16 protein-coding genes and 1 tRNA gene are annotated in these 18545 nt (G+C 68.7%); 8 read left to right on the top strand and 9 right to left on the bottom strand.

Annotated elements, in window-relative coordinates; all coding sequences use genetic code 11:
- Positions 1-57 precede the first annotated feature (57 nt).
- The gene (prmB, locus tag AB6806_RS21990; RefSeq protein WP_142022533.1) at positions 58-960 is read left to right on the top strand and encodes a 50S ribosomal protein L3 N(5)-glutamine methyltransferase; all 903 of its coding nucleotides are present in this window, start codon (positions 58-60) and stop codon (positions 958-960) included.
- 174 nt (positions 961-1134) lie between these two features.
- On the opposite strand, the gene AB6806_RS21995 is transcribed toward prmB, so the two are convergent.
- Positions 1135-2457 (bottom strand): serine hydroxymethyltransferase, encoded by a 1323-nt coding sequence (locus AB6806_RS21995; protein WP_210245682.1) that lies wholly within the window; start codon positions 2455-2457, stop codon positions 1135-1137.
- 140 nt (positions 2458-2597) lie between these two features.
- On the opposite strand from AB6806_RS21995, the gene AB6806_RS22000 reads away from it, so the two are divergent.
- Entirely contained in the window at positions 2598-3503 is a 906-nt protein-coding gene (locus AB6806_RS22000) for a LysR family transcriptional regulator (protein ID WP_370955561.1), read from the top strand.
- On the opposite strand, the gene cysE is transcribed toward AB6806_RS22000, so the two are convergent.
- Positions 3494-4342 carry a serine O-acetyltransferase gene (gene cysE, locus AB6806_RS22005; RefSeq protein ID WP_112764569.1) on the bottom strand — a complete coding sequence of 283 codons (849 nt, stop codon included), beginning with the start codon at positions 4340-4342 and terminating at the stop codon, positions 3494-3496. The two genes, AB6806_RS22000 and cysE, sit on opposite strands and share 10 nt — an antisense overlap.
- Positions 4343-4530: 188 nt before the next feature.
- Entirely contained in the window at positions 4531-5298 is a 768-nt protein-coding gene (locus AB6806_RS22010) for an alpha/beta fold hydrolase (RefSeq protein ID WP_038359891.1), read from the bottom strand.
- A gap of 99 nt (positions 5299-5397) precedes the next feature.
- On the opposite strand from AB6806_RS22010, the gene AB6806_RS22015 reads away from it, so the two are divergent.
- The 4 genes from AB6806_RS22015 to AB6806_RS22030 all read left to right on the top strand — a co-directional run bounded on the left by AB6806_RS22015 (position 5398) and on the right by AB6806_RS22030 (position 8506).
- The gene (locus AB6806_RS22015; RefSeq protein ID WP_370955562.1) at positions 5398-6387 is read left to right on the top strand and encodes an acetyltransferase domain-containing protein; all 990 of its coding nucleotides are present in this window, start codon (positions 5398-5400) and stop codon (positions 6385-6387) included.
- A gap of 99 nt (positions 6388-6486) precedes the next feature.
- Positions 6487-6738: a zinc-finger domain-containing protein gene (locus AB6806_RS22020; protein ID WP_038358462.1), complete on the top strand. Its 252-nt coding sequence runs from the start codon at positions 6487-6489 to the stop codon at positions 6736-6738.
- 124 nt (positions 6739-6862) lie between these two features.
- Positions 6863-8056, top strand: a complete 1194-nt coding sequence (locus AB6806_RS22025; protein WP_370955563.1) for an FAD-dependent monooxygenase — start codon at positions 6863-6865, stop codon at positions 8054-8056.
- Positions 8057-8185: 129 nt separating this feature from the next.
- The gene (locus AB6806_RS22030) at positions 8186-8506 is read left to right on the top strand and encodes a hypothetical protein (protein WP_370955564.1); all 321 of its coding nucleotides are present in this window, start codon (positions 8186-8188) and stop codon (positions 8504-8506) included.
- A 3-nt stretch (positions 8507-8509) separates the two neighbouring features.
- On the opposite strand, the gene chrA is transcribed toward AB6806_RS22030, so the two are convergent.
- From chrA to AB6806_RS22045, 3 genes are all read right to left on the bottom strand, one after another.
- Positions 8510-9901 carry a chromate efflux transporter gene (gene chrA, locus AB6806_RS22035; protein WP_370955565.1) on the bottom strand — a complete coding sequence of 464 codons (1392 nt, stop codon included), beginning with the start codon at positions 9899-9901 and terminating at the stop codon, positions 8510-8512.
- Complete coding sequence (locus tag AB6806_RS22040; protein ID WP_370955566.1) at positions 9898-10731, bottom strand: chromate resistance protein ChrB domain-containing protein; 834 nt, start codon at positions 10729-10731, stop codon at positions 9898-9900. The genes chrA and AB6806_RS22040 overlap by 4 nt, the downstream gene beginning before the upstream one ends.
- A 130-nt stretch (positions 10732-10861) precedes the next feature.
- Complete coding sequence (locus AB6806_RS22045) at positions 10862-12124, bottom strand: hemolysin family protein (protein WP_370955585.1); 1263 nt, start codon at positions 12122-12124, stop codon at positions 10862-10864.
- 126 nt (positions 12125-12250) lie between these two features.
- On the opposite strand from AB6806_RS22045, the gene AB6806_RS22050 reads away from it, so the two are divergent.
- The gene (locus AB6806_RS22050) at positions 12251-12904 is read left to right on the top strand and encodes a DUF938 domain-containing protein (RefSeq protein WP_370955567.1); all 654 of its coding nucleotides are present in this window, start codon (positions 12251-12253) and stop codon (positions 12902-12904) included.
- Positions 12905-12958: 54 nt separating this feature from the next.
- Positions 12959-13044, top strand: a tRNA-Leu gene (locus AB6806_RS22055).
- Between the two features lie 34 nt (positions 13045-13078).
- Here AB6806_RS22055 and AB6806_RS22060 read toward each other — a convergent pair.
- The 3 genes from AB6806_RS22060 to AB6806_RS22070 all read right to left on the bottom strand — a co-directional run bounded on the left by AB6806_RS22060 (position 13079) and on the right by AB6806_RS22070 (position 18396).
- A complete protein-coding gene (locus AB6806_RS22060) occupies positions 13079-13735 on the bottom strand; it encodes a DUF1190 domain-containing protein (protein WP_248311080.1) in 657 nt (218 codons plus the stop codon).
- Between the two features lie 71 nt (positions 13736-13806).
- A complete protein-coding gene (locus tag AB6806_RS22065) occupies positions 13807-15372 on the bottom strand; it encodes an AMP-binding protein (RefSeq protein ID WP_133563371.1) in 1566 nt (521 codons plus the stop codon).
- A gap of 207 nt (positions 15373-15579) precedes the next feature.
- Positions 15580-18396, bottom strand: a complete 2817-nt coding sequence (locus AB6806_RS22070) for a phosphoenolpyruvate carboxylase (RefSeq protein WP_370955568.1) — start codon at positions 18394-18396, stop codon at positions 15580-15582.
- Positions 18397-18545 lie beyond the last annotated feature (149 nt).

The following is an 18545-nucleotide window of genomic DNA, read 5'->3' on the forward strand; positions in this document are numbered from 1 at the left end:
TTCCTTCACCGCCCTGTAAGAGGCTGGCGACGCCACCCGGACAAACCGCCCCCGACAATGACCGCCCTCGACGACCTCCTCACCCTGCGCGATCTGCTGCGCTATGCCGTCTCGCGCTTCAACGCGGCGGGGCTGAGCTTCGGCCACGGCACCACCAACGCGCTCGACGAAGCCGCCTTCCTGCTCCTGGAGGCGCTCAAGCTCCCGGTCGACGACATCAATCCCTGGCTCGATGCGCGCCTGACCCGCAGCGAGCGAGCGCGCCTGTTGGACCTGATCGAGGCGCGGGTCACCACGCGCAAGCCCGCGCCCTATCTCGTCGGGCGCGCCTATATCCACGGCCTCGGCTTCCGGGTCGATGAGCGCGTCATCGTCCCGCGCTCCTATATCGGCGAACTCCTGATGCGCGGTGTGCTCGAATCGGAAGGACTCGGCCTCGTCCCGGAGCCGGAAGCCGTCGATCGCGTGCTCGACCTCTGCACCGGCTCCGCCTGCCTCGCCATCATCGCCGCCGGACGCTTTCCCAATGCCGAGGTCGATGCCGTCGAACTCTCGCCGGACGCGCTCGATGTCGCCCGCCTCAATGTCGCCGATTACGATCTCGACGATCGCGTCCATCTGCTCCAGGGCGATCTCTTCGCCCCGCTCGATGGACAGCGTTACGACCTCATCATCGCCAACCCGCCCTATGTCACCGCCGAGGAGGTCGCCGCCTTCCCGCCGGAATATGCGAGCGAGCCGCAGATGGCCCATATCGCTGGCAACGACGGGCTCGACCTCGTGCACTGCATTCTGGCGCAGGCCCGCGCCCACTTGAATCCGGGCGGCGCGCTCCTCTGCGAGGTCGGCACCGGGCGCGAGGCGCTCGAAGCCGCATACGACCTGCCCTTCACCTGGCTCGACACCGAGGAGAGCGAGGCGGAAGTCTTCTGGATCGGCGAGGCGGATCTGCCGGGCTGAACGGCAGAGCCGAGGCAAGCGCGCTACGCTTGAGCCCGAACCCTATTGACTGCAACACAGCGTCATTCTCGGGCGGAGCGAAGCGCAGACCCGAGAATCTCTCGCGAGAAGGGACTTCCGAGCCTCTCGGTCACGAGATGCTCGGGTCAAGCCCGAGCATGACGATGCGGCCGTTCAGCGCATGAAATGCAGCTCGCGGAAGCGGCCGCGGAATGCCGTCACGTCCTTCGCCACCGCCTCGGCCGGACGCGAGCCGTTCAACCCCTCGGCGATATAACCCGCCAGCTCCGGCATGTCGGCGGCCGTCATGCCGAAGCGCACGATCTCCGGCGTGCCGAGCCTGAGCCCGTTCACATCGCCCTCCACCGCCGGCAGCGGCAGGCCGATGCCACAGGACAGGATGTTGACCGCGCGAAGCCGCTTCGCTGCCGCCTGCCCACCGCCATAGGGCGCGGCTTCGATGGCGAACTGATGCGAGGTCGTCATGCCTCGGTCGCGGGCGAAAACCGGCACCTGCCGCTCTGACAGAGCCTCGGCCAAGGCCTTCGCCGTCTTCGCCATCTCCTGCGCATAGGCGCGGCCATGCGCCTTCCAATCGAGCAGCGAGACGGCCAGAGCAGCCGATTTCGCCGCGTCGAAATTAGCCGTCAGCCCGGGATAGGCGATGGCGTCGAGTTTTTTCGCGATCTCCGCATCGTTGGTGACGATCAACCCTGAAGGCGGCCCGCCGAGGCTCTTATAGGTGCTCATCGTCATCAGATGAGCACCCTCCTCCAGCGGCTGCTGCCAGCCATGGCCGGCGATCATGCCGGACATATGCGCCGCGTCGAACAGCACGAGCGCACCGACCTCGTCGGCGATGGCGCGGATCTCGCGGATCGGATGGGGGAAGAGATTGAGGCTGCCGCCGATCGAGATCAGCTTCGGGCGGAGCCTGAGCGCATCCGCGCGCAGCTTTTCGACATCGACCGTGTACTTCACCGGATCGATCGGCGCCGGATGGGTGACGATGCCGTAGAGCCCGGCCGCGCCCGCGCCGTGATGCGTGACATGCCCGCCGATCTCGCCCGGCGGCGCGATGATGCAGTCGCCCGCCTTTGCCGCGACCATGAAGGCGTAGAGATTGGCGATGGCGCCGGAGGGCACGCGGATCTCCGCATATGTCGCGCCGAAAACCTCGGCTGCGAGCTCGGCCGCGATCACCTCGATCTGCTCGATCGCCTCCAGCCCCATCTCGTATTTGTCGCCGGGATAGCCGAGCGAGGGCCGCGCCCCGATCCCGGCCGAGAGCAGGGCCTCGGCCTTCGGGTTCATCACATTGGTGGCAGGGTTGAGGTTGACGCAATCGCGCTCGTGGATGGCGCGGTTCTCGGCGGTCAGCGCCGTAATCCTGTCCGCGATGGCATCGAGCGGCTGGCCCGCCGTCTCGCCGGCGATCCGCTGGATATAGTCCTCGCTCGCCTGCGGCACCCAATCGCGCCTGCCCAGAGCCATCATGCCCCATCCTCCACTTCAGCGATTGTTGTCCCGGTGCCTGTTTGGGACCTGAGCCATCTCATCGGTTTGCCGCGTCGCGCGCAAATGAGTATTCATGGCCAGGAGGATGAGGAAATCTCAGCCTCGACCCGGAGCTTCCCTTGCCCGTCAAGCCGCCGCGCCCGCGCCTGCCCCCGCTCACCGCCTTGCGGGCCTTCGAGGCAGCTGCGCGGCTGGAAAGCTTCGCCAAGGCGGCGGAGGAAATCGGCGTCACCGCCGGCGCGATCACCCAGCAGATCCGGCAGCTCGAAACCGGGCTCGGCTTCCCGCTGTTTCGCCGGCTGCCGCAAGGCGTCGCCCTGACGGACGCGGCGCGCGAGGCGCTGCCCAGGCTGACACGCGGCTTCGACATGCTCGGCCAGGCGGTGCAGGCCCTGCGCGAAGCGCAGCCGCACCGGCCGCTCGCCATCGCCGCCCTGCCCTGCATCGCCCAGCTCTGGCTCTCGCCGCGTCTGGGCCGGTTGCAGCAGGCTTTTCCGGAACTGCAGGTTTCCGTCGCGGCCATGGAGGAGCCGCCGGACCCGCGACGGGACCCCTATGATCTCTCGCTGTTCTATCGGGACACCGTCGCGGAGCCGTCCGCGATCCAGATCGGCCCCGACGCGATCCTGCCCGTCTGCACGCCCGCGCTGGCCGCCCGGCTGGCTTCACCCGCCGATCTGGCGCGGCAGACCCTGCTGCACGATGCCGTCTGGCGCGGCGACTGGGCGCGCTGGCTCGGCTTCGCCGCGCCGGAGGCCAAGGTCGATTCAGGGCGCGGGCCGGCCTTCTCGCTCTATGCCCTGGCGCTGGACGCAGCGCTCTCGGGCTCCGGCGTGCTCATGGGCCGAATGAGCCTCGTCGCACCCCTTCTGGCCGCTGGCCGGCTGGCTGCGCCCTTCCGGCAGGCCATGCCGACGCCGGACAGGCTCACCTTGAGTCCAGCCACGGGCTCCAGCGCGCATGCACGCCGGGTCGAGATCATGGAATGGCTTGCAGCCTCGGCCGACGAAGCGGCTCAGATATAGGCGCCGCAATCGCCGCCAAGAATCTGGTCCATCGAGCGCGAGGGCTCGGCACAGCCGGCCTCCCCGACGACCTTGGCCGGCACGCCCGCCACGGTCTTATTCCGCGGCACCGGCTGGAGCACGACCGAACCGGCCGCGACGCGGCTGCACTGGCCGACCTCGATATTGCCGAGGATCTTGGCGCCGGCGCCGATCAGCACACCCTTGCGGATCTTGGGATGCCGATCACCGCCCTGCTTGCCCGTGCCGCCGAGCGTGACGCCGTGCAGCATCGAGACATTGTCCTCGATCACCGCCGTCTCCCCGACGACGAGCCCGGTCGCATGGTCGAGGAAGACGCCCTTGCCGATCCGGGCAGCCGGGTTGATGTCGGTCTGGAACACTTCGGAGGAGCGCGCCTGAAGATAGAGCGCGAAATCGCGCCGGTCCCGCATCCACAGCCAATGCGCCAGCCGGTGGCATTGCAGGGCGTGGAAGCCCTTGAAGAACAGCACCGGCTCCAGCACGCGGTAGCAGGCCGGATCGCGGTCGAGCACGGCCATGACGTCGGCGCGCATGCCGGGGCCGATGGTGTCATCATCGGCCATCGCCTCGGTGAAGGCCTGCTCGATCAGGTCGGCCGTCACGGCCGGGTGGCCGAGCCGGGCCGCCACGCGATGCGCGACGGCGCCTTCGAAGCTCGGCTGGTTCAGCACCGAGGCGACGATGAGCGTGCCGAGCGCCGGCTCGGCAGCGACGGCGGCCTCGGCCTCGCGGCGCAGGCGCGACCAGACGGGATCGACCCGGTCGAGACCGCTGGCGGCATCGCGGATGTCTACGGCGGAGTGCCCTGACGGCATGATCGTTCTCCGGGGATAACCGTTCGGCAGAAGCCTAGACTAGCACCAGGAAGGGGCCAGAGGCCAAAGGCAAACGCAGAGCGGGGTTGAATCAATATGGAAGGCAGCGGAATCAGCGCGTGAACCGTTTTCGACAACACATTGGTTTCGCCCGCATTTCGGAGGAACCTGCTCGCACGCCGTCCATCTCACAACCGCGCGAGGAAGTCGAGCACGGCCTGCTTGTGGCTCTTGTCGCCCACCGCGAGATTGTGGTCTCGCCCGACGATATCGAAGGACTCGGCACCGGGAATGAGCTTCGCCAGCTCCGGGCCGGAGCCTGAGACGTCGTCCTTCGTGCCGACGCTGATCAGGGTGGGCACCGAAATCTGGCCGACCTGCCCGGCCGTCAGCGTCTGGCGCGAGCCGCGGATGCAGGCGGCCAGCGCCTTGAGGTCGCTCTTGGTCTGTTCGGCGAAGGCGCGGAACATGCGCTGCATCGGATCGGTCAGGGTAGCGAGCGACGGCGCCTCCATCGCATCGGCGATGCCGATCGGCAGCCCCACCCCTTCGACCAGATGAATGCCGAGCCCGCCGAGCAGCAGCGCGTTGAGCCGCTGCGGATGCGCCAGCGCCAGATGCGCCGAGATGCGCGCGCCCATCGAATAGCCCATCACCGCCGCGCGCGGGATATCGAGATGGTCCATCAGCCGGCGCACATCCTCGGCCATGATCTGCGAGGAATAGGCCGCCGGGTCGTAGAGCTTCTCGCTTTCGCCATGGCCGCGATCGTCGAGGGCGACGACGCGGTAGCCGGCATGGGTCAGCGTCTTCGTCCACTGGGTGTTGACCCAGTTGATGACATGGCTCGAGGCGAAGCCGTGGACGAGCACCACGGTCTCGTGCTTCGGCACATCGCCGGTGGGCGCGAGGTCGACATAGGCGATCCGCACGCCGTCGGAGGAAAAGCTCTGCATGGGTTCCGTCATGGAGGTCCGTTCGACTGTCGCCTTCCCTGCCATGCCCAAGCCACTTTGGGTAGCCGCCAGCGCGCCGCTTGCTTATGAACGACGGCCATGACCGAGCCTGCCGCAAACGCTTCGCCCGCGCCGACCCCGGCCTCCCTATCGAAGGGCGGCCGAATCCAGCTCGTCGATCTGGCGCGTGGCATCGCCTTGCTGGCGATGTTCGTCTTCCATTTCGCCTATGATCTCTCGAATTTCGGATTGATCGAGACCGATATCGCCTTCGAGCCGGGCTGGCGGCTGTTCGCGCGCTGCATCGCCGGCTCCTTCCTGGTCGTGGTCGGCGTCAGCCTCGTGCTGGCGACGCGCAAGGGGCTGAATCGCAACGCCTTTCTGAAACGCCTGGCCATGGTCGCCGCGGCTGCCGCTCTCGTGACGGTCGGCACCTTCTTCGCGATGCGCGAGAACTTCATCTTCTTCGGCATCCTGCACCATGTCGCGCTGGCGAGCGTGCTCGCCCTGCCGTTCCTGCGCCTGCCGGTGATCCCTGTCATCCTCGCCGCGGCGCTCGCCTTCGCCCTGCCCGCCTTCGTCGCGAGCCCCCTGCTCGACCAGCCCTGGGCGGTCTGGCTCGGCTTCTCGCATGCGCCGATCCAGACGGCCGATTTCGTCCCGGTCTTCCCCTGGTTCGGCTGCGTGCTCACCGGCATCGCGCTGGCGCGCCTCGTCCTGCCCCGCCTCGACGGGACGGCCGCGGCGAGCTGGCGGCCGCGTTCGTGGCCAACCCGAATCATCTGCTGGGGCGGCCGCCATAGCCTGCTGGTCTATCTCGTCCACCAGCCGGTCTTCATCGGGCTGATCATGCTGGCGACGCAGATCGCCCCGCCGCCCTCGCCGGATGAGCGCGCCTTCCGGGCCGAATGCCAACGAAGCTGCGCGGGGCCCTCGAACTCGCAACAGATCTGCCGGGAGGTCTGCGCCTGCACCGTGGACGGGCTCAAGCGCGAGAACCTCTGGCAGAAGGCGCTCAGCGATACGCTGTCCTCCGAGGAAAGCACCCGCATGACCCGCCTCGCCCAAGCCTGCCTGCGCGGTCCGTAAGGCGAAACGCGCCGGTTCCGCAGCCTAAACAGGCTCTGGCATCTCGCGCCCTGTCGGGATAGGTTGCGCGCGAATTCCAGCTTTGAAGAGCGAAGAGCCATGGCCGCGACCGGCATCCCGCATTTCCAGAACGACGCAGGCGTCGCCGTGATCCATGTCGGCGCGCACGAATTCATGTGCATCGGTGCCAAGCCGCCCTTCGACCATCCGCATGTCTTCCTCGACATGGGCTCGGACAACGAGATCGTCTGCCCCTATTGCTCGACGCTGTTCAAATACGACCCCTCGCTGAAGGGCAGCGCGTCGAATCCGCCGGAATGCGAGTATCACGACGACGCCAAGGCGGCCTGATTCCCGCGACGCGGCCCGCAGGCTCGCGCCGCGGCCCGAGCGGCTGACGATCCATCCGCGCAGGTTCTGAGGGGCACCTGCGCTCCTGCGGCGACAACCGGTCGATCCATCGAAGGCGGCTGCCTTGAGCGCTCCTCACATCCTCATCGCCGGCGCCGGCATCGGCGGCCTTGCGGCGGCTCTGTCTCTGGCCCGGCGCGGCATCGCCTCGACCGTCGTCGAGAAACGCACCGGCTTCGGCGAGACCGGGGCCGGCCTGCAGCTCACCCCGAATTCCGGCCGCGTGCTCGAGGCGCTCGACCTAGCCTTGCCGTTGAAGCGTGTCGGCGTTTCCTCGAACGGGCTGGCCGTCCGCCGCTGGCGCGACGGCGTGACGGTGGTCGAGATGCCGGCGGATCCCGCGGGGGCGCCGACGCCTTTTCGCCTGATGAGCCGCATCGACCTGCACACCGTCCTGCTCGACGCTGCCCGCGCCATGCCCAATATCCGCTTCGTGGTCGGGCGCGGCGTCGAGGATGTGCGGCAGGACGATGCCGGCGTCACCGCGACGCTCGGCAGTCAGAATGGCGGCGAAACCTTGCACGGCCTCGGCCTGATCGGCGCCGACGGGCTGTGGTCGCGCATCCGTGGCCTGACGGGGGATGCGGCTGCGCCCGAATTCACCGGCTACGAGGCCTGGCGCGCCATGGTGCCGACGGCGGCAGCCCCCGGCATCGCGGGTGAAAAGCCGCGCGTGACCTTGCATCTCGGCCCGCAACGCCATGCCGTCCATTACCCCGTATCGAGCGGGAGGCAGATCAACCTCGTCGTCCTGCGCCAGGCGCGCGAGGCGCGCGAAGGCTGGACCCGCGAAGGCGACCGCGCCGTCCTGACCGAGCATCTCGCCGGCGCCTCACCGGCTCTGCGACAGCTCGCCGGCGCCGCCGCCGGCTGGCAGGTCTGGTCGCTGTTCGACCGCAAGCCGGCCGCCATGGCGAAGGGACGGATCGCGCTGCTCGGCGACGCCGCCCACCCGGTCCTGCCCTTCCTGGCCCAAGGCGCCTCGCTCGCCATCGAGGATGCTGGCGTGCTCGCGCGCCTGCTGGCGGAACATCTGGCGCGGGAGGGCGCTGCCGGCGTCCAGGCTGCCATGGCCGCCTATGCCGCGGCCCGCGCGCAACGCGTCGCCCGCGTGCAGGAGGCGAGCCGCGAGAACAGCCGCAATTTCCATCTCGGCTGGCCCTGGAGCATCGGGCGCGACCTCGTGCTCCGGCGCCTCGGCCCGGAGGGGATGCGCAAGCGCTATGACTGGCTCTACGGCTGGCGCGACGCGGGCTGAGTTCCTTTTCGGCCCTCACCAACGGCTTGGCCTGTGTCAAAAGGTCTCTGGGCGCCGCCGATCGAAAGGGCATCTCGCCAACGCCGCAATTCGTTCCTATCTCTTGGCCCGAGGAGGAGTGGAACCGACATGATCCGCGTCAATCTCTACGACCAGCTCAACCGTCGCGGGGCTTCGATGCCGCGCTGGGCGACATGGCTCGTCATGGCCGCAAGCTTCGTCGTCGGCATCACGCTGTTCCTCGTGGCGGCGAGCCTTGCGCTGATCCTGATCCCCATCGTCGCCGTGGCCGGCGCCATCGCGGTCTGGCGGCTGAAGGCCAAGCTCAAGGCCGCCGGCTTCGACCGCGCGGTCGATCCCTTCGGCGGTCAGGCTCGGCCAGCCGAGCGCATCGAGATCATCGACGCCGAGTACCGCATCATCGAGCCCGGCGAGCCGCCGCGGCGCTGAGCCTCAACCCAGCCCCTTGAGGGCGATGCCTGCCGCCCCGCAGGCCGCGAGCACCGGCATCATGCCGATGCGGAACCGCAGAATCGCGAGGATGGCGCCGGCCGCCAGCAGCGCTGCCTGCCAGTCCAGCGACGAGAGCACCGGCACGTCCGGCGAGAGCCAGACGAGGTCAAGGCTGCGCAGCTCGCGAAACAGCACATGCAGCCCGAACCACAAGGCGAGGTTCGCGATCACCCCGACCACAGCCGCCGTGATCGCCGCCAGCGCCGCCGAGAGGCTCTCGTTGCTGCGCAGCGCCTCGATATAGGGCGCTCCGAGGAAGATCCAGAGGAAGCAGGGCGCGAAGGTCGCCCACAGCGTCAGGACCGCGCCGAGGCTGCCGGCCAGCAGCGGCGGCAACATGCCGGGCATCCGGAAGCCGGCCAGGAAGCCGACGAACTGCAGGACCAGCACGAGCGGCCCCGGCGTCGTCTCGGCGAGCCCGAGCCCATCCAGCATCTCGCCCGGAGCGAGCCAGCCGAAGCCCTCGACCGCCGCCTGGGCGACATAGCTCAAGACCGCATAGGCGCCGCCGAAAGTCACGACCGCCATCGTGCTGAAGAAGGAGCCGATCTGCGTCCAGACGCTCCCGGCCCCGGTCGTCAGCCAGAGCAGCCCGACCGGCGCCAGCCATAGGGGCAGCCAGAGCGCGAGCACCCGCAGCGCCCTGCCCGGCGAGGGCCGCGTATGCGTCAGCTCCCCGCGCGCAAACAGCTCATCGACCAGCCCGGTGACGGGCGGACCCAGCGCGGCATGGCGCTGCGCCGTCGAGAACAGGTTCGGCGCCAGCCGATGTCCGGCCCAGCCCACGAACGCCGCCGCGAGAATGACGAGCGGAAACGGCGTCTTGAACAGGAAGAGCGCGAGGAAGGCCGCCAGCGCCACGAGCCGCATCGCCGGCGTCTTCAGCGCGCGGCGGCTGATGCGGAAGCCGGCCTCGATCACGATGGCGAGGACAGCCGCCTTGATCCCGAAGAACAGCCCGTCGACCAGCGGCACATGGCGCCAGGTGACGTAGAGCGCGCTCAGGCCCAGCATCACCAGCGCGCCGGGCAGGATGAAGAGCAGCCCGGCGATCAGCCCGCCGAGCGTCCGGTGCATCAGCCAGCCGATATAGATCGCAAGCTGCTGCGCCTCGGGGCCCGGCAGCAGCATGCAGTAGTTGAGCGCATGCAGGAAGCGCTCCTCGCCGACCCAGCGCCGCTCCTCGACCAGCTCGCGATGCATCAGCGCGATCTGCCCGGCCGGGCCGCCGAAGGAGAGGCAACCGATCTTCGCCCAGACGCGCGTCGCCTCGGCCAGCGTCGGCATGCGCTCGGCCGGCCCGGCCGCCATGTCCGATTGCAGGGCGGTCATGAGCGGGGCTCCGAAACCGGACGCGCGGAAGGCCAGTTATGGGTTTCCTCGCTGGCGTCCCGGCACCAGCGATAGAAGGCATCGTAGAGCAGCATGCCGGCGTCGAGCTGCTCGAGATCGTGCTTGAACATGCGCGACAGCCCGAGCGAAGCCGCCAGCAGGCCGGCGGCCTGCGGTTCGGCGTCCAGCGTCGCGGTATCGGCCGCCCTGACGATCCGGGCGAGCCTGTCGAGCGCCGGCGAGGCCAGGCCGAACTCCTCGATCATCACATCGAAGGTGCAGCGCGGTCCGCGATGGCTCCAGAACACGCCCTCGACATCGAAGGGCGTGGCGCCGAAGCGCTCCGCCACCGCCTCGACTTCCGTGGCGGCCACGAAGAGAAACACCGCCTTGCGATCGACGAAGCGGCGGATGAGCCAGGGACAGGCGATGCGGTCGATCTTGGGCCGGGCCCGCGTCACCCAGACGCTGCCGCCGGAGGGGCCGGCCGGGGGCAAATGCGCCGGCAAGACCGTGAGCCCGCCGGCCTGTCGCCAGGCGAGATGCCCGCCTTCGAGGCTCTCCGCCGCGATGCCGGCTTGCCGCAGCCAGGCAGCGACCCCTTCGCTCAGCTTGAGGCCCCGATGGCAGACGACGATGACCTGTTGCTGGTCGGCATAGTCCGATGCCCAATCCGCGACCGCACGGTAGTCGCGGCGCGTCGCCGTGGGCAGGAGAACCGGATCGGCGGCGAAATCCTCGTCGATCCGGACATCGATGATCGCCGGTGCGTCGGGCCTGCCGACGAGCCGGGACAATTGCGCAACCGTGATCTGTTCGTTGGAAGACATGATGCGTCCATCCTGAAACAAGGAAGTTGGACGCGAGCATTGGGCCGAGGCCTCACGGGGTCGTCGCGATGAACCCCTTGGCCCGACTACACCACGGAGGCTCCGCCGGCGTCAATGCCGGCGGCCCGCATCACACGATCGGGCTGAGCAGGATCTTGTCGATCCGGCGCCCGTCGAGATCGACCACCTCGAAGCGCCAGCGATCCTTGTCGAAGGTCTCGCCGACATTGGGCAGGTGGTTCATCTCGGCCAGGATGAAGCCGGCCACGGTCTGGAAGTCCGCGTCGCGCGGCATCGGGATGCCGAACTCCTGCGAGAACTCGTCGGCCTGCATCCAGCCGGCGACCAGATAGGAGCCGTCCGGCCGCGCGACCACGGCAGGCTCGCTCTCCTCCTCCTCCTGGAAGACGCCGATGATGGCCTCGAGCACGTCACCCGGCGTGATGATGCCCTCGAAATGACCGTATTCGTCGAAGACAAGCGCCATATGCACCCGGCTCGAGCGGATTTCGCGCAGCACATGCAGCGCGTCCGCGGTATCCATCACCACCGGCGCCTCGTTCACCAGCGCCCGCAATTCCTGCATGTCACCGTTGCCGAGGAAATCGATCGTGTCCTTGACCACCACGACGCCGACGATCGAATCCGACTCGCCGTCCTGCACCGGCAGGCGCGAACGGCGCGTCGCCCGCAGCTGCGCGCAGATCTCCTCGGGGCTGTCGGCGAGGTCGACGACCTCGACCTCGCGGCGCGGTGTCATCAGGGCCCGCGCCGAACGGTCGGCGAGGCGCATGACGCCGGTGATCATCTCGCGCTCGTCGCGTTCCAGCACGCCGGCCGTCTCGGCCTCCGCGATGATGGTGCGCACTTCCTCCTCGGTCACCCTCTCCTCGGACTCGCCCTTCTGGCCGAGAAGCGCGAGCACCGCCTTGCCGGAGATGTCGAGCAGGAAGACCAGCGGCGCGCCGATCTTGGACAGGAACGCCATGGCCGGCGCGACGCGCGCCGCCACACGCTCGGGGTCGCGCAGCGCAACCTGCTTCGGCACGAGCTCGCCGAGGATCAGCGACAGATAGGTGATGGCGACGACGACGATGCCGACGCCGAGCGTGTCGGACACCGATTGCGAGAATCCGTGCGTGCCGAGCCACGTCGACAGGCGCGTGCCGAGCGTTGCGCCCGAGAAAGCGCCGGAGAGCACGCCGACCAGCGTGATGCCGATCTGAACCGTCGAGAGGAAGCGGCCGGGATCGGACGCGAGGCGCAGGGCGGTCGTCGCGCCCCTATTGCCCTGATCGCTGAGAACCTTGAGCCGAGCCGGCCTCGATGAGACGACGGCGAGTTCCGACATGGAGAGCAGACCGTTGATCACGGTCAGCACCACGACGATCAGGATTTCGGTTAACAAAACCAGCCTGCGACCTGCAAAGCCGCGACATCTGGCGGCCAGCTTCCGGCCCCCTTATAGCGTATTGCGCCTCCAACGCGATGGGGGTGCCCTGAGAATCGCGGCCGCCTCATGACAACCGCCAAGCCGAGCTTCTGGAATCCCGCCGAAACCGCCCGCCCGGAAGGCGATGCGCGGCTGCGCGCGCCATCCGCCCAGCGCAACCGCGACGCGATCCTGGCCGTGCTGCGGGACGTTCTCCCCGCGAACGGCCTCGTCCTCGAAATCGCCAGCGGCTCGGGCGAGCATGCGCTGCATTTCGCGCAGGCATTGCCGTCTCTGACCTTCCAGCCGAGCGATCCGAGCCCGGATGCGCGCGCCAGCATCGCCGCATGGAGCGCCGAAAGCGGCCTCGCCAACATCCTGCCGCCGATCGAGATCGACGCGAGCGGCGATGCCTGGCCCGCACTCGCGCCGGCCGCTATCCTCTGCATCAACATGATCCATATCGCGCCCCGGAAGGCGACCGAAGGGCTGTTCCGCCATGCCGGAGCCCTGCTTGCCGGCGGAGCGCCGCTTTGCCTCTACGGTCCGTTCCGGCGCCCAGGCCGGGACTTGGAGCCCGGCAACCTCGCTTTCGATGAGAGCCTGCGCAGCCGCAATCCGGAATGGGGGCTGCGCGATCTCGGTGAGGTGACCGCGCTCGCACAGGCCAGCGGCTTCGGCGCGCCCGAGATCGTCGAGATGCCGGCGAACAATCTCAACGTGATCTTCCGCAAGCGCTGAGGCGGTCACCGTGCGCTTGCATCGCGAGCGCCGGCCCGCTACCGCTCGAACCGCGCGGACGTGGCGAAACTGGTAGACGCAAGAGACTTAAAATCTCTCAGCCTTTGGCTATGCGGGTTCGATCCCCGCCGTCCGCACCAGCCTTTGCGCCGGTTGCCATCGCTATCCGCGTGATCAGTGCGGACGCGCCGGCTTGTACCATTCGACGCCATCGGGATCGACATAGAGGCCGGGTGGCACATCGGCCCCGATCGACTCTTCCTTCATCGGCACGCGCACCGTGTCGTCGCGGTCGCCGCTCTTGGCGCTGGTCCCGGAGGATTGCCCGGTATGCCGGTGCGCCCCGCGCCCGACATTGCTGACGAGCCCGACCACGCCGCGCTGCCCCGCGACCTTGTCCTGCAACTCGGAAATCGGCCGTCCGGCGAAGGCGATCACGGTTGCCCCCTCCACCACCGGCAAGGCGCGCCTGGCCGCCCCCTCGCCCGTCACCCGCACGCCGATGAAGCGCGGCACATAGGTCGCGCCACCCTTGCCGAAGGATTCCCAGCCGCCCGCCGAGATCATCTGCGCGCCGCAGCGCTTATGGGCGCGCTCGCAGGCGGCGCGCGAGGCATAGCGCGGCGCCTTCTGCAGGAACTCGGCCCGCGCGTTGCGGTAAGCGAATTCGCATTGCTCCGCCGTCAGCTTGCCGGCCTCGATACATTCGTCGCGCCGGATATAGGTCGCGCCGGGCGACTGCGCCGCCAGATCGGAAGGGCTCGCCAGCGAGAGCGCCGGGGCGAGCGTGGCGATGCGCAGGGCGGCGAGGGCAGTGGCCGGGATCATCATGCGGCGCAACATAGTTACGATTGTGGCTTAAGAGTGCCTAAGGTCATCGGAACGCATTTCAACCGGCAATTTCACAGCAGCGCCCGGCGCGAAGCGGCCAGTTCCCGCGTCGCGCCGTAGTCGATCTTGCCGTTGCCGAGCACGGGAATCGCCTGCGTCACCAGGATGGCGCGCGGCACCCAGAGCTCGGGAAAGCCTTGCTGTTTCGCCGCCTCCTGCAAAGCCGCGCGGTCGGCATCGGCCTTCTCGGTGACGAGGATGAGCTGTTCGCCCTTGCGCGGATCGGGCAGGCCGACGACGACGTGATTCTGGTCCGGCCAGAGCTTGGCCACCATCGTTTCGACCGCCGCCAGCGAGACCATCTCGCCGCCGAGCTTGGCGAAGCGCTTGGCCCGGCCGCGAATCGCGACGAAACCGTCCTCGATCACGACGATGTCGCCGGTGTCGTGCCAGCCCCCCTCCGGCGGCACGACCTTGCCGGGTTGCTGCGGGTCGAGATAGCCCGCCATGACATTCGGCCCGCGCACGGTGAGGCGGCCGCCCTCATGAATGCCCTCGACGGGCTCCAGCTTCGCCTCGATGCCGGGCAGGAGCTGGCCGACCGTGCCCTCGCGGATCGCCTGCGGCGTGTTGACGGCGAGCACGGGCGAGCACTCGGTGCAGCCATAGCCTTCGAGGATGGTGGTGCCATAGGGCTCCCACATCCGCTTCGTCTCGGGCTTGACCCGCTCGGCCCCCGCGACGACGAAGCGCACGCTCATCAGGTCGTCCTTGTCCGCGGCGCGCGCATACCCTTGCAGGAACGTGTCGGTGGCGAGCAGGAAGGTCGCCTTCATGTCGCCGATCAGCTTCGGCACCTGCTTGTAGTGCAGCGGGCTCGGATAGAGCACGACCTTCATGCCGTGCAGCAGCGGCACCAGCATTCCCGCCGTCAGCCCGAAGGAATGGAAGGCCGGCAGCGGGTTCATGAAGACGTCCCGCTCCGAGATCGCCCCTGCGGCATGGGCGAAGACCTGCCGGGCGTTCGAGACGAGATTGGCATGGCTCAACACCACGCCCTTCGGCGTCCCCTCCGTGCCGGAGGTGAAGAGAATCACCGCCGGATCGTCCGGCGCCGCCTCGTAGCGCTTGTGCACCAGCCCCGGCGCGAGGCTCTGCAGCGCCCCCCAGGCTTTGTCGAGGCTGGTCACCTGCTTGCGGATATCTTCGAGATAGATCACCCGCCTGCCCTCCCCGAGCGCGGCGATCTCGTTGTCGAGCTCGCCCCTTTCGACGAAGCGGCGCGAGGTGACGATGGTCTTGAGCTGCGCCAGCTCGCCCGCCGCGCGCAGGTTCTTCACACCCGCGGTGAAGTTCAGCATCGCCGGCACCCGGCCATAGGCGAGGAGCGCGAACAGCGTCACCGCCATGCCCTGCATGTTCGGCAGCAGCACGCCGACAGTCTCGCGCTCGCCCGTCAGGGCCGCGAGCTTGCGGCCGAGCACGAGCGCCCCCAGCACGAGCCTGCCATAGGTGATCGGCTGGCGCTCCGGATCCTCCAGCGCGACACGATTCTTGCCGTGCCGCACGACGGCCTGGAGCAGCGCGCGAAAGATCGTGATCCGCGCGCCGGCGGCGTCGAAGGTGGTGGCGGCCATGTCTGGCTCGTCTCCCGGTCGGCGTTTCCCTCTGCCGTCAACGTAGTGGCATCGGAGCGCGTTGCAATGTGTGAACGGTCCGGACAGCCGCACGTCATTCTCGGGCGCCAGCAAGGCGACCCGGGAATCTCGCCTCGAAGGAGATAGGGAGCCTTCGCGTCACGAGATGCTCGGGTCAAGTCCGAGCATGACGGCAGTGCGACAGCGCTACCCGAACGCCCCGATCTCGTGCTGGATCGCGCCGGAAATCTCGCGGATCAGCGCGAAGAGCTCCAGCATCGGCGTCAGCACGTCGCGATGCAGCGCCTCATAGGTGCCGCCCTCGCGCGGCCCGGGCGGCTCGCCGAAATCGAGCCCGATGGTCGGATCGGGATCGCGCGGGAAGATCTCGGCGAGCAGCGCGAGCGACGCCGGCACGTCGAGCCTGAGCAGCCGCTCGAACAATGCCTCCCGCGTCAACCCGGCATGGGGCCGGAAATCGGGAATATGCGCTGCAGCCAGCCAGATGCGATGCATCGCCGCGAGCCTCAGCGCATGCAGCGCCGCGAGCCGCACCGGCATGCGCGGCACGTCGTCGGCCGTGGCCCTGAGCTTCAGCGCATCCGCGGAGAGCCGCCAGAACAGCCGCCGCAGCATGGGCGCGAGTTCCAGCCGCGACAGTGCCTCGGCGACGACGAGCAATTCCTCCCGGCGCCCGTCCCGCGTCGTCCTTCGTGCCCGGTCGAACCAGCTGCCGGGGTCGAGCGAGTCGAGATAGGCCCTCAGCACGTCGAGGTCGCTATGGCCCATCGCATGGGCGGCGAGCCTGTAGGCGCGGTCGAAGCGGTCCGACTGCTCGCGCATGGCGCGGAAGATGTCGGGCGCGCGCGCCGCGCCGTGGCCGATGCCATGCAGGCTGTTCGCCATCCAGCCGAGCTGCTGGAGGATGGCGTTGTTGGGAATGGCCCGCAATTCGCGCGGATGCCGGATGCGTGCCGGCCCCGCCCCTTCGGTCTGCCGCGCCGCCGGACGCGAGCCAGTCTTGTCGAGCAGCGAGGGACCGAAGGTGCCGATCAGCGCGGCATAGCCGGGATCGTCGACCAGCGCGTTCATCTCCTCCCGCACGGTCTGGAAGAACTCGCTGGCGAAGTCGGGCTCGTCATAGATCGGGTCGTCGGCGGCCTCGGGGGCCACGAACACCGCTTCCGCGATCCGGCCGACCGTCGCGCCCGCGAGCTGTGGCGTGCCGAACAGCAGATAGCCGTCGCTGCCCTGGAAGCTGGTCTCGCGCACCGTGGCGATGCCGGCCTTGGCGAAAGCCTGCCGGGCGAAGGGCGGGTCGAGATAGGCCAGCCGGTCGGCGAGGCTGTCGGCATGGGCGCCGCGCCCGACCGACTCGCCATGCGTGTCGAAGATCACGAGCTCGATGTCGGTGAGCTCGTAGCGGGCGAGCAATTCGCAGATGCGAATGCGCAAACGCTCGACCCAGAAGGTCGAGGCGACCTGCCCGATATAGCGGCCGGAATCGGAATAGCCGAACTGGATGCAGAGCCGGCCGTGGCTCTTGAGATAGTCGCGGAAATGCGGGCTGCGCAGCGCCTCGTCGATGATGCGCGGCCCCTGCTCCAGCGCGTCCGAGGTCTCGAACAGCGGCGAGATCTCGACCTTGTCGGCGATGCCGAAGCGGCTCGCCAGCCACAGCGCGCAGAGCAGCGTGTAGCCGGTTTCCGTCTCGGCGATGAGGAAGCGCACCGGCCGCGAGCCGTCCACATGCTTCACGATCTGGGCGATCGTCATCATCATCCGCGCGGCCGAGGCGCGCTCGGCCGCGAGCGCTCCGAAATCGACGGCGACCGGCTCGACCTTGCCGAGCTCCGCATTGGCGGCGGCGAGGAAGGCCCGCCGCTCGGCCGGCTCCGCCGGTTCGCCATCGGAGGGGATGACGCCGCGCAGGGCATTATGGAGCTGCGAGGCGTTGAGCCGGAAATGCGGCAGCGCGATCGAGACGCCATGCGCGACGACGCCGGCCCGGACCAGCGCCAGCACGCGCTTCGTCGCATCGGAGGCCAGACCCAGCGCCTCGTCGAGCACCGCGAGCAGGCGTGACGAGTCCGGCAAGGCCGTCTCACGCTCATGGACGAGCGCCAGCGCGAAGGCCTGCAACGCTTCCAGCGATGGCTGCGTGCCGATCGGCGGCGCCAGCGCAAGCTGCCTCCCGACGGCCGCGCACGCATCGTCGACCAGCTTGCGCAACGCCGCGGTCGCGGGTTCTTCGGGCAGCTTTTCGAGGATGCGGGCGAACTGCCCGTCCTTCGATTCCAGCCGGTAGCGCAGCGTGTCCCACCAGCCGATATCGGTGCGCCCGTCCGTATCGCAGCCGACCCAGGAGGCCAGGATGACCGGCCGCGGCGCGAGCCGCGTCCAGTCCTGCGGCCAACGCTGCCGCGCCTCGTCCAGGAAGGCGGCGTTGAGCCGGTCGATCGCGTCGCGTGCATGCCGGACGGCGAAGCGCGCCTGCTCGAACTCGTCCTGCAAGGTGATGCGCCCGTCGGGACGGAAGCTGAGCTGCGGCTCCTCGATGACCGCAGTCGCGGCAGCATGGCCGGAGGCGAGATCGGCCAGCGCATGCGCCAGCCGGCGCGTCATGCCGAAGGTCGGATGCGCGGTAAAGACGGCCCCGAAACGAGGCCGCTCCACCGCCGCACGGAAGGCCGAGAAACTGCCCGCCGCTTCGGCCTGCTGCCGGGCCAGTGCAGCGAAAGCCGCCGTCTCGTCCCGCTCCAACCCGACATAGCGCGCGAGGCGCCCCGCCCGCTGCCGCAGCGCCCGGCGCCCGAGCAGGCGCACCAACTCGCCGGCCGCCGCCGTCGTGAGCTCGCCCGAATCCATCAGGCGCGTCAGCCAGAGCGTGACGCGCAGCACGGGATTGCCGAACGGGTCGTCGCGCGAGGCGAGCCGTGCCTGTTCGATCTTGTCCTGAAGGTCGTCAGCAAGCGCGGCGATGTCGATGGCGGGAATCGGCGCCGTTTCAACCGGTTGGATCACGGTAAATCGCCTCCCGCCAAGGCTTCGGAACCGACGCCGCGCCTTCGTTGCTGCATTGCAGCATCCCTTGCCTGGGAGGGCAAGCCCGCCTCGCTCGATTAATTTTACCCGGGTCATATTGTCAGAAATCGGATATGTCGCTAGAAGGC

Source organism: Allobosea sp. RCC_152_1, assembly GCF_041360765.1.
GTDB classification, from domain to species: domain Bacteria; phylum Pseudomonadota; class Alphaproteobacteria; order Rhizobiales; family Beijerinckiaceae; genus Allobosea; species Allobosea spartocytisi.